The organism is Actinomycetospora sp. (assembly GCF_036497245.1).
Lineage (GTDB): Bacteria > Actinomycetota > Actinomycetes > Mycobacteriales > Pseudonocardiaceae > Actinomycetospora.
Window position 1 is genome coordinate 1 of sequence record NZ_DASXJS010000161.1, and the last position, 10880, is coordinate 10880.

The 10880-nt window shown below is 74.0% G+C and carries 9 protein-coding genes; 6 read left to right on the top strand and 3 right to left on the bottom strand.

Features of this window, described 5'->3' with window-relative positions; translation table 11 throughout:
- Positions 1-224: 224 nt before the first annotated feature.
- On the top strand, positions 225-1367 hold the full coding sequence (locus VGI02_RS17275) for an MFS transporter (RefSeq protein WP_331629037.1): 1143 nt from the start codon (positions 225-227) through the stop codon (positions 1365-1367).
- Here the strand turns inward: VGI02_RS17275 and VGI02_RS17280 are convergent.
- Both VGI02_RS17280 and VGI02_RS17285 read right to left on the bottom strand, forming a co-directional pair.
- Entirely contained in the window at positions 1355-2428 is a 1074-nt protein-coding gene (locus VGI02_RS17280) for an enolase C-terminal domain-like protein (RefSeq protein ID WP_331629039.1), read from the bottom strand. The two genes, VGI02_RS17275 and VGI02_RS17280, sit on opposite strands and share 13 nt — an antisense overlap.
- Before the next feature lie 11 nt (positions 2429-2439).
- On the bottom strand, positions 2440-3852 hold the full coding sequence (locus VGI02_RS17285; protein WP_331629041.1) for a protein adenylyltransferase SelO: 1413 nt from the start codon (positions 3850-3852) through the stop codon (positions 2440-2442).
- A gap of 74 nt (positions 3853-3926) precedes the next feature.
- Between VGI02_RS17285 and VGI02_RS17290 the strand changes: the two genes are divergently transcribed.
- Both VGI02_RS17290 and VGI02_RS17295 read left to right on the top strand, forming a co-directional pair.
- Positions 3927-4874: a GlxA family transcriptional regulator gene (locus tag VGI02_RS17290; protein WP_331629043.1), complete on the top strand. Its 948-nt coding sequence runs from the start codon at positions 3927-3929 to the stop codon at positions 4872-4874.
- 96 nt (positions 4875-4970) lie between these two features.
- Positions 4971-5531 carry a carbonic anhydrase gene (locus VGI02_RS17295; protein WP_331629045.1) on the top strand — a complete coding sequence of 187 codons (561 nt, stop codon included), beginning with the start codon at positions 4971-4973 and terminating at the stop codon, positions 5529-5531.
- Here the strand turns inward: VGI02_RS17295 and VGI02_RS17300 are convergent.
- Complete coding sequence (locus tag VGI02_RS17300; protein ID WP_331629047.1) at positions 5505-7067, bottom strand: NCS1 family nucleobase:cation symporter-1; 1563 nt, start codon at positions 7065-7067, stop codon at positions 5505-5507. The genes VGI02_RS17295 and VGI02_RS17300 overlap by 27 nt on opposite strands.
- Before the next feature lie 126 nt (positions 7068-7193).
- Here VGI02_RS17300 and VGI02_RS17305 point away from each other — a divergent pair, with 126 nt between their 5' ends.
- The 3 genes from VGI02_RS17305 to VGI02_RS17315 all read left to right on the top strand — a co-directional run bounded on the left by VGI02_RS17305 (position 7194) and on the right by VGI02_RS17315 (position 10747).
- Entirely contained in the window at positions 7194-7913 is a 720-nt protein-coding gene (locus VGI02_RS17305; protein ID WP_331629049.1) for an aspartate/glutamate racemase family protein, read from the top strand.
- A 49-nt stretch (positions 7914-7962) separates the two neighbouring features.
- Positions 7963-8613, top strand: coding sequence for an O-methyltransferase (locus VGI02_RS17310; protein ID WP_331629051.1), 651 nt, complete (start codon positions 7963-7965; stop codon positions 8611-8613).
- 85 nt (positions 8614-8698) lie between these two features.
- Complete coding sequence (locus VGI02_RS17315; protein ID WP_331629053.1) at positions 8699-10747, top strand: HNH endonuclease signature motif containing protein; 2049 nt, start codon at positions 8699-8701, stop codon at positions 10745-10747.
- The last annotated feature ends 133 nt before the right edge of the window (positions 10748-10880 follow it).

A 10880-nucleotide genomic window follows, 5' to 3' on the forward strand; every position in this document is an offset into this window, starting at 1 on the left:
GCCTCGGCCGGGGCGGGCCGGGCCTCGGTGGGCGCGATGTCCTCGTCCGCGCCGCTCCGGGTGTCCGGTTCCACGCGGAGATCGTGTCCCATGGCGCCCGATCGGGTTCGGCCACCCCCCGTTCGGGTGGACGACCGCACGCCGGCGCTTCGACATCGTGCCGGTCCTGCGACCCGGCGGGCGGCAGCGAGCGGCCGAGGGTCCCGGCGCCCATGATCGGGCCCGTGCGGGCGGCGGAGTGGCGGGTCGGGGTGGCGGGGGCCGCCGTCGTCGGCGTGGCCTTCGGCATGGGGCGCTTCACCTTCGGGCTCACCCTGCCCGGGCTGCGCGACGACCCCTCGCTCTCGACCACCGGGCTGTCCGACCCGCTGCTCGGGCTGATCGCGGGAGGCACCTTCGCCGGGTTCCTCGTCGGCATCGTCGGGGCGCCGCTGCTCACCGGGCGGCGCGGACCGCGCGCGCCGACGACCGTCGGCGGGGTGTGCGGGGCACTCGGCGCTCTGCTCGTGGTGCTGGCCGGCTCCCCCGGCGTCCTCGCGGCGGGCGCGGTGCTCGCGGGGAGCGCCGCGGGCTGGGTCTGGGCGCCCTACTCCGACCTCGTCGAGTCCCTCGCGCGGCCCGCCGCCCGACCGGGCCTGCTCTCGGCGATCAGCACCGGGACCTCGGGCGGTCTGATCCTCACCGGGGTGGTGGCCGTCCTCGCGGGCGAGCACTGGCGGGTGGTGTGGGCGGCGACGGCGCTGGCCTCGGTGACGGCGGCGCTGCTCAACCTGGGGTGGGTCCCCGCGTACCCGCCACGGCGCGCCGGGGCCGGAGATCGCCGTCGGCTGCCGTGGGCCGCCCTCGTCGCGCCGACGGTGTACGCGGTCGTCTACCTGGCGGCGACCGCGCTCGGGTTCACCTACGCCGCCGACGTCGCCCGCGCGGCGGGCCTGTCCGCCGACGCCCGCCCGGTGCTCTTCGTGATCATCGGAGCGCTGGGGCTGACCGCGCTGGCGACCGGGGCCCTCGCCCTGCGGTTCGGTCCCGGACGGGTCGCGGCGGGCTGTCTGCTCCTCCTCGGGGTCGCGCTGGGGCTCTTCGCCGTCGGTGACCGCTCCTCCGCGCTCGCCGTGCTCGCCGCCGCGGTCTTCGCGCCCGCCTACATGGTCGGCGCCGCGGCCCTCGCGGTGTGGACCGCCGCCGTCGCGCCCACCGACCCCGGACGGGCGCTCACCGCGACGATGGTGGTGGGCGCGGTCGGGGCGATCGTCGCGCCGGTCGTCGTCGGGAGCCTGACGCCGGCCCTGGGCCTGCCCGCGCTCCTCGCGACGGCGGGTGTGCTCAGTGCGGTCGTCGGGGTGGTGCTGGTGCGTCAGGCCCGGTGACGCTCGACGGCGTCCTCGTCCCAGGCGACGCCGCTGCCGGGCTCGTCGGGCAGCACCACCGCCCCGTCGACGATCCGGGTCGGCTCGGCCAGCACCCCCGCGGCGACGTCGAGGTATTCCAGCAGGAACGCGCCCGGTGACACGGTGAGCAGGGCGGCGCTGATCTCGGGCCAGAAGTGGCTGGACAGCGGCAGCCCGGCGGCGTGGGCCAGCGGTGCGGCCCGCAGCCAGCCGGTGACGCCCCCGATGCGTGCGACGTCGAGCATCGCGTGGTCGCCCGCCCCGGCGGTGATGCTCGCGGTCATCTCGTCGGCGCCCCACCAGCTCTCGCCGAGCTGGATCGGGGTCGACACCGAGGCCCGGATCCGGGCGTGGCCGGCGGCGTCGTCGGCCCGCGTCGGTTCCTCCACCCAGAGCAGGTCCTCGTCGGCCAGGGCGTGGATGCGCCGGATCGCCTCGGGGACGGGCAGCGTCTGGTTGTAGTCGACCGCCACGTCGGCATCCGGCCCGACGGCGTCGCGCAGCGCCCGGATCACCTCCCGGTCCCGGGCGAGCCCGGCGGCACCGACCTTGACCTTGTAGGCACCGAACCCCAGCCGGGCGAGCTGTGCGGCCTCCGCCGCCACCTCGTCGGGCGCCATCCGGCGCAGGCTGCCGTAGGCGCGGACCGGTCGCGGTTCACCGCCGAGCAGGCGCACCAGCGGCTGCCCGGACCGGCGGGCGAGGACGTCCCAGCACGCCATGTCGATCCCGGAGATCGCCATCGTCGCGAGCCCCTGCGGGCGCAGCAGGCGCAGCCGGGAGCGCAGATCGGCCTCGACGGCACCTGGTGCGGCCGGGGTCCCGACGAGGGCCGCGCCGAACTCGGAGACCAGGCTCGCGAGGGCAGGCAGCACCAGTGGCGTGTAGCAGAACAGGTAGGCGTGACCGGTGACGCCGTCGTCGGTGGTGACGTCGATCAGGACCAGCGGCGCGGTCGGCACCTCGCCGCTCGCCGTCTGCAGCGGCGGGTCGAGCGGGGCGAGGACCGCCCGTGCGGTGACGCTCCGGACCGTGGGCACCCGGGGTCCGGTCAGGTCCCGCAGTAGGTGACGAACGGCCCCGTCCCGGGCTCGGTCCAGCGCTCCAGGCCGGGACGTTCGTCGTAGGGGCGGCGCACGACGTCGAGCAGCTCGTGGAACGGGGCGAGGTCCCCGGCCTCGGCGGCGCCCAGGGCGGCGTCGACGAGGTGGTTGCGCGGGATGTAGACCGGGTTGACCCGGTCCATCGCGGCGACGGCCGCGGGGTCGGTGAGCGCGTCGCGCCGGGCGACCCAGGCGTCGACGGCCTCGCGGTCGACGAACAGGTCTCGTGCCGTGCCGTTCCCGAGCCCGCGGAAGAAGGTCGTCCAGTCGGTCCGCTCGGTGCCGAGCAGGGTGAGCAGGTCGGCGATCAGCGGGTAGTCCGGCTCGGCGAGACCGATCTTGGCCGCCATGCCGGCGGCGAAGTGCTCGTCGTAGGTCTCGGTGAAGGACTGCACGACGGCGGTCGCCTTCTCGATCGCGGTGTCGCTGTCGGAGTCGATCAGGGGCAGCAGGCACTCACCGAGCCGGGCGAGATTCCAGCGGACGATCATCGGCTGGTTGCCGAACGCGTACCGGCCGGCGTGGTCGATGGAGCTGAAGACCGTCGTCGGGTCGTAGCCGTCGATGAAGGCGCAGGGCCCGTAGTCGATCGTCTCGCCGGAGATCGTCGTGTTGTCGGTGTTCATCACGCCGTGCACGAACCCGACGAGCATCCACTGCGCGACCAGCGAGGCCTGCGCCGCCACGACGCTGCGGTAGAGCTCCAGGTAGGGCTCGTCGGACTCGGCGGCGTGCGGGTAGTGGCGGGCGATGGCGTGGTCGGCCAGCACGCGGACCGGGCTGGGGTCCTGGTGGGCCGCGTACTGGAAGGTGCCGACCCGCAGGTGGCTCGACGCGACCCGCGCCAGGATCGCGCCGGGCAGCAGGCCGGTGTCACGCGGGACCTGCTCACCGGTCGTGCTCACGGCCAGGCCGCGGCTGGTGGGGACGCCGAGGGCGTGCATCGCCGCGCCCATCGCGTACTCCCGCAGCATCGGCCCGAGCGCCGCCCGGCCGTCGCCACCGCGCGCGAACGGGGTGCGCCCGGAGCCCTTGAGGTGCAGGTCGTGCCGCGTCCCGTCGGGGGCGACGAGCTCGCCGAGCAGCACCGCGCGCCCGTCGCCGAGGCGCGGCTGGTACATCCCGAACTGGTGGCCCGCGTAGCCCTGCGCGACGGTCCGCACGCCCTCGGGGACCTGCCCGACGAGCAGCCCGCTCGTGCGCAGCGCGTCCGGATCGAGGCCGAGCTCCGCGGCGAGCTCCTCGTCGAGGACCACCACCTGCGGGTCCCGGGCGGGCGCGGCCGCCCAGGGCACGACGAGGTCCGGGACGGCCTGCGCGTAGGTGTCCTCGAGCGTCGGGGATCCGAGTGCCGTACTCACGCCCCCGACGCTACCCGCCGCACGCGAGGTGATCATCCGTACGCCGGCGTGACGCCGCTGGTAGGCCTGGGGGCGTGACCCCGTCCGCCGACGACCTCCACCACGTCGTCGCCGTCGCGCTGCCCGCCGTCGTCGCGGTGGACCTGTCGATCGTCGCGCAGATCTTCGGGCACGAGGACGAGCGCGGCCGTTACCGCTTCACCACCTGCGCCGAAGCGCCGGGCCCGGTGGCGTCGACGACGGGTTTCGCGATCGACGCCGGGGCAGGGCTGGAAGCGCTCCAGGACGCGGACACGATCGTCGTGCCGGGCTTCGCGCCCCGCGTCGCCCCGCATCCCGAGGTGTCCGCGGCGCTGCGCACGGCCGCGGACCGCGGCGCACGGATCGCGTCCGTGTGCGTGGGGGTGTTCGCCCTGGCGGCCGCGGGCCTGCTGGACGGCCGGACCGCGACGACCCACTGGCAGCACGCCGACGAGTTCCGCGCCCGGTTCCCGCGGGTGCGTCTGAACCCCGACGTGCTCTACGTCGACGAGGGCACGATCCTCACCAGCGCCGGGATCACGGCGGGGATCGACCTCTGCCTGCATCTCTACCGCCGCGACCACGGAGCGGCGGCCGCCGCCGACGTCGCACGCCGGATGGTCGTGGCGACCCACCGGCCCGGTGGGCAGGCGCAGTATTCCGGCCATCCTCTGCCCGACGACGCGGCCGGGCTCGGCCGCACCTGCGACTGGGCGGTCGCCGAGATGCACCGGCCGCTCACGGTCGACCACCTCGCCCGCCACGCCGGCATGGCGCCGAGGACGTTCGCCCGCAGCTTCCGCGAGCAGATGCACCTGACGCCGATGCAGTGGCTCGCCCACCAGCGGCTCCTCGAGGCCCAGCGCCTGCTCGAGGCCACGGGCCTGACCGTCGACGACATCGCCCGGCGGTGCGGGTTCGGCTCCGCGGTGACCCTGCGGACCCATCTCGCCCGGCGCGCCGGCACGACACCGAGCGCCTACCGATCCGCGCACCGCTGACTCGCACCGCTGACCCAGGAGGGCTGGCAGGAACCCTGCGGTCCCGGGCCGTCGTGCCGCTCGTCGCCCATGTCCGCCGGGCGCACGATCCTCGTCATGGCCGACTTCGACGCCCTCCTCCGCCACAACCGGGACTTCGCCCGCACCGACGCCAGGAACCGTGTCCCGGCGATCCCGTTCCTCCCGCACCAGCAGCTCTACGTCGTCACCTGCATCGACCCGCGGGTCGACCCGCACCCGCTGCTCGGCCTGGAGCTCGGCGACGCGATCGTGGCGCGGACCGTGGGCGGACGGGTCACCCCCGCCGTCCTCCAGGACCTCGCGTGGATCACCCACCTCCACCGCGAGAAGACCCCGGACGCCGGGTGGTTCGACCTCGCCGTCGTCCACCACACCGACTGCGGTGCAGGACTGTTCGCCGACGACGAGCTGCGCCGGGGCTTCGCGTCCCGGCACTCCTACGATGAGGCCGCGCTGCGCGACCTCGCTGTCGTCGACCCCGGCGAGACGGTCCGCACCGACGTCGACCGGGTCCGGCGGTCCGCGTCGATCGATCTTCGGGTGCGGGTGTCGGGCTGGTCCTACGACGTGGCGACCGGGCTGCTCACCGAGGTCGTGAGACCTGCGGCGTCACCGGACCCGGCCGCCATCGGATGACTCACGCCTCGGCGTGCGCGGGGGTTCCGTGCGTCGGGTGAGCATCCAGTGCAGGACGAACGCGATGCCCGCCCCGAGGAACCACGAGAACGAGGCCACGTCGGACGACCCCATGAGGACCAGCAGCATGGCGAGCACCGCGCCCACGGCGGTGGCCGCGATCGCGACCGGGTTGTAGCCGCCGCGGAAGAAGTACTTCCCGGTGGGCGAGAGCGTGTACATCGCGTCGACGTCGATCTTCTGCTTCTTCACGAGGAAGTAGTCGGCGATGAGCACGCCGTAGAGCGGTCCGATGAACGCGCCGAGAGTGTCGAGCGTGTAGTGGATGACGTCCGGGCTGGAGTAGAGGTTCCAGGGCGTGAGCAGCACCGACCCGACCGCCGCGATCATGCCGCCCATCCGCCAGCTGATCTTCTGCGGGTTGACGTTCGAGAAGTCGAACGCGGGCGAGACGAAGTTCGCGACGATGTTGATGCCGATCGTCGCGATCATGAACGTCAGGGCGCCGAGCACGACAGCGGTCGTCGAGTCGAGGCGGGCGACGGTCTGCACCGGGTCGTCGATCAGCTCGCCGAACACCGGCCTCGTCGCGGCCGCCGTCAGCACCACGAGGATCGCGAAGACCAGGAAGTTCACGGGCAGGCCGAGGAAGTTGCCGCGCTTCACGGTGGCGAAGCTCTTGCCGTACCGGGAGAAGTCGCCGTAGTTGAGCATCGGCCCGGAGAAGTAGGAGACGACCAGCGCGATCGCGGTCAGCATCACCGGAACGACCGCCCAGCCGGTGATCACGTGGTCGGAGAGGTTGAGGTCGATGTTCGACCAGCCCGCCTGGAACACCAGGTAGCCGGCGAGCAGGAACATCACGACGTAGACCGCCGGGCCGCAGAAGTCGACGAACCGCCGGATCGCCTCCATGCCCTTCCAGAACACCAGCGCCTGCAGCACCCACATCAGTGCGAACGCCACCCAGCCGACGGCCGAGAGCCCGGTGAATCCGTGGACGTCCGCGTCGGCCCACGGCGCGAGACCGGGCCAGAGCTTGAGCGCGACGACGACGAGCGAGGCCGAGGCCAGGTAGGTCTGGATCCCGTACCAGGCGACGGCGATGAGCCCGCGGATGATCGCCGGGACGTTCGCACCGAGCACCCCGAACGCCGAGCGGCACACCACGGGGTAGGGCGTGCCGGTGGCCTGCGAGGGCCGGGCGACAAGGTTGCAGAGCAGGTAGACGATCCCGATCCCGATCAGCAGCGCGACGAGCACCTGCCAGGCGACGAGGCCGAGGGCGAACAGGCTCCCGGCCGTGAGGTAGCCGCCGACGGAGTGGACATCGGACATCCAGAACGCGAAGAAGTTGTACGACGACCAGGTCTGGTTCCGCAGGGGCGCCAGGTCCTCGTTGGTGAGGCGCGGGTCGTAGCCGGGCTTGATGACCCCGGCCCCGACCGGGTGCCCGGCGGCCTCGACGAGGTCGTCGTGGCCGGGTGTCAGCCCCGGTCCGCGGGGGCTCGCCCCGTCGCTGATCTGGTCGGTCATGGTCGGCCTCCCGCGCTCGGCGTCGGGAGGACGCTAAGCGCCACCATCCGGTGACGGACCGTTTCGTCGGGATCGTTCACACGATCCTCACAAGCACTCGGGCGTCACACCCGGCACGGTGGCGCGGTGCGGATCCTCGTCGTCAACGTCAACACCAGCGCGGCCGTCACCGACGCGATCGCGGCCCGGGCGACCGCCGTCGCGTCACCGGGCACGGAGATCGTCGGGGTGACGCCGCGGTTCGGGGCCGAGTCGGTCGAGGGCAACGTCGAGAGCCATCTCGCCGCCCTCGGCGTCCTCGACGCGGTGCTGCGGTACGGCGATCCGTACGACGCCGTGGTCCAGGCGGGGTTCGGCGAGCACGGGCGTGAGGCGCTGCAGGAGGCGCTCGAGGTGCCCGTCGTCGACATCACCGACGCGGCCGCGTCCACGGCGCTGTACCTGGGGCGGCGCTACAGCGTGGTGACCTCACTGGACCGGACGGTGCCGTTGATCGAGGACCGTCTGGTGCTGGGCGGCCTCGCCGCGCGATGTGCCTCGATCCGGGCGTCGGGGCTCGGCGTGCTCGAGCTGGAGCAGGACCCGTCGCGGGCCGTGGCAGCGATCGCCGGGCAGGCGGTCGCGGCGGTGGCCGACGACGGGGCGGAGGTGATCGTCCTGGGCTGCGGCGGGATGGCCGGGCTCGCCGACGCGGTGCGGGACCGGGCCGGCGTTCCGGTGGTCGACGGCGTGCCCGCCGCGGTCACGGTGGCGGAGTCGCTGGTGCGGCTCGGGCTGAGCACCTCGAAGATCCGGACGTTCGCCCCGGCGCGGCCCAAGCGGATCGACGGGTGGCCTTTCGGGTGATCCCCCGGAGGTGCCGCCCGGCGTCGTTCCGGCGGGCACGATGGAGCGCATGGCGGAGGCGAACGAGGTCGATGCGTACTTCGAGACGACGCTGGGGATCGGCGACGACGTCCTGACCCGTGCGCTGGAGCGCGCACGGGCCGAGGGGCTGCCGGAGATCGCCGTCTCGCCGTTGCAGGGCGGGTTCCTCGCGTTGCTCGTCCGCATGCTCGGGGCCCGGCGGGTGCTCGAGGTCGGCACGCTCGGCGGCTACTCGGCGACCGTGATGGCCCGGGCGCTCCCCGACGAGGGGTCGCTGGTGACCCTCGAGGTGGACCCGCACCACGCCGACGTCGCGCGGGCGGTGTTCGACGACGCGGGCGTCGCAGATCGGGTGAAGGTGATGGTCGGGGCGGCGGCCGAGACGATGCCGCGCCTGGGCGGCCCGTTCGACCTGGTCTTCATCGACGCGGACAAGCCCTCCAACGCGACCTACGTACGCGAGGCCCTGACGTTGTCCCGGCCGGGCACGGTGATCGTCGTGGACAACGTGGTGCGGCAGGGAGCCGTGGCCGATCCGGGCGATGACTCGGCCAACGTCGCCGGATCTCGCCGGGTCACCGAGCTGATCGCGGCCGAGCCACGTCTGGAGGCCACGGCGATGCAGACCGTCGGGGCCAAGGGCTGGGACGGGTTCCTGCTCGCGCGGGTCGTCGGGTAGCGAGCTGCAGATTCACTCGTCCGGCTTAGCGCTCGGTGTGTGATTCCGCCCGTGACTGTCAGGGGTTCGAACTAGTGTTCGAGTCATGGCAGTGATGGTGGACGAGGCGGTGCTGGGTGGGTTCGACGCCCTGCCGCCCGGGCTCGCCCTCGCTGCTGCCCTCCACGAGGTGGACCCGTCGGCGTTGCCCGGCGAGGAGGCCGCCGCGTGGATGCGGGCGGCGTTCCGGGCCCGGAACCACCAGGACTGGATGCTGCTGCGCGCGGTCCGCGAGGCCTGTTCGGCGCGGTCGGGTACCACGGTGCGGGTGCAGCTCGACGAGTTCACCCCGAAGATCGCCGCGGCGTCGCTGGGGTGGACCACGACCATGGCGGCCTCTCGTCTGCACCTCGCGGTCGGGGTGCTCGAGCGGATGCCCGCCCTCGGCGAGGCCATGCGCCGCGGCACCCTCGAGGCGGCGGAAGCCTCCGCGTTCGTCACCGGGCTCGAGGGGCTGTCCGACGAACAGGCCCGCCGGGTCGTCGACACGGTGCTGCCCGACACCCCGGAGATGGGCCTGTCCGAGCTGCGGGCGCGGATTCTCGAAGCCGCCTACGCGGTGGATCGCGTCTGGGGCGCCGCGCGGCTGGCTGCGGCGACTGCCCGCGCCAGGGTCAGTGCGGAGACCGCACCGTCGGGCGCGGTGGACCTGTGCGGGCGTGATCTCGACCCGAACCTGGCCCAGGACGCCAAGCTTCGCCTCCGCGCGCTGGCCCTGGCCATTCGCGCCCGCCTCCGCGCGTGTGGGCACCAGCGCGCGCTCGGGTTCATCGAGGCGCGGGTCTTCATCCGGCTCATGGACGGCACCCAGGCGGGCGCCGCCGACGACGACGCGGTCATCGAGGCCATCACCACCGAGCTCGCCACCCTGGCGCAGGGCGGCTCAGCAAGCGACGACGACGAGCGAGGAGCAGACGGCGGCGGAACAGAGTCGCCCGACGACCGCGACGACGATGGCGGAGACGGAGGCGGTGGCCGCCAGGGCCCGGTCGGTCCTCGGCCCCGGCCCGACGCCGGCGGCCCGGCCCCCGCGGCGCCCGACGAGGTCGCACCCGACGAGGCGGCTCCCGAGCCCGAGGTCGGCGGTTCGCCGGACGACTCGATCACCGACGGCCCCACCAGCGGGCCTCGCGAACGGTCCGTGGCGTTCCCGCCCGGGATCGGGCTACGGCTACCCCTGTCGACCCTGCTCGGTCTCGACGACGCCGCGGGCTTCCTGCCCGGCATCGGTCCCGTTCCCGCCGACGTCGCCCGCGCCGCCGCCCGGACCCGGGGCGCAGCCGCCTGGCAGGTCCTCGTCCATGACGACCACGGCCACCTCCAGCACCTGCTGACCCTGCGCGCTCCACCCGACGCCATCCACGACCCACGCTTCCACCGCCAGACGGTCCAGGTCACCGCCCCGGCGGGGCTCGTGCACGCCCTCGACCCCGCCGGGCTCGACCCGACCAGCGACACGGGGCCCGACCCACTCCGAGGCGCCGGTCCGGCGCTGCTCGACGCCGCGATGACCACCTGGCTGACGAAGCTCGTCACCGCCCTCGGGCGGTCCATGGCCGCCGCGCCCGACGACCATCCCGCCTCCACCACCTGCGAGCGCGACCGTCGGTTCCCCAGCACCCGGCTCGCCGACTACGTCCGCGCGCGCGACCAGACCTGCATCGCCCTCACCTGCACTCGACCCGCCGAGGCGTGCGACGTCGACCACACCCTGGCCTGGGTCCACCGCGGCCGCACCCAGGCCGACGGCCTCGACGTCCTCTGCCGCCACGACCACCGTGCCAAGCACGAGGGCGGCTGGACCTACGAGCAACCGGAACCCGGCCGCTTCCTCATCACCGACCCCACCGGCACCCGCCACCTGGTCGAGAGCCGCGTCGTGCGCCCCCTCCCCGCTGCCCGGCGACCCGAACACGGACCGGGCGATTGGTCCGATCCCGGCGCCCGCACGGCCCGCGAGGACTGGGCACCCCGCCGCACCCGCGACGGCCGTATCACGCGCGCGGCCAAAGCCACCGCCGAGCACCTCGCCCGCCGCACCCGCCGACTCGAGGGAGAACCACCCAGCCGCTACGACCACGACCCCGACTTCTGAACCCGGTAGGCGTTCGCGCAGGGGCAGCGCGACGACGCCGCTCGCGGTCCGCCGACGCCGGTCAGCCCTGCGGCTCGAACCGGTATCCGCGACCCGGTTCGGTGACCAGGTAGCGGGGCCGGGAGGGGTCGGG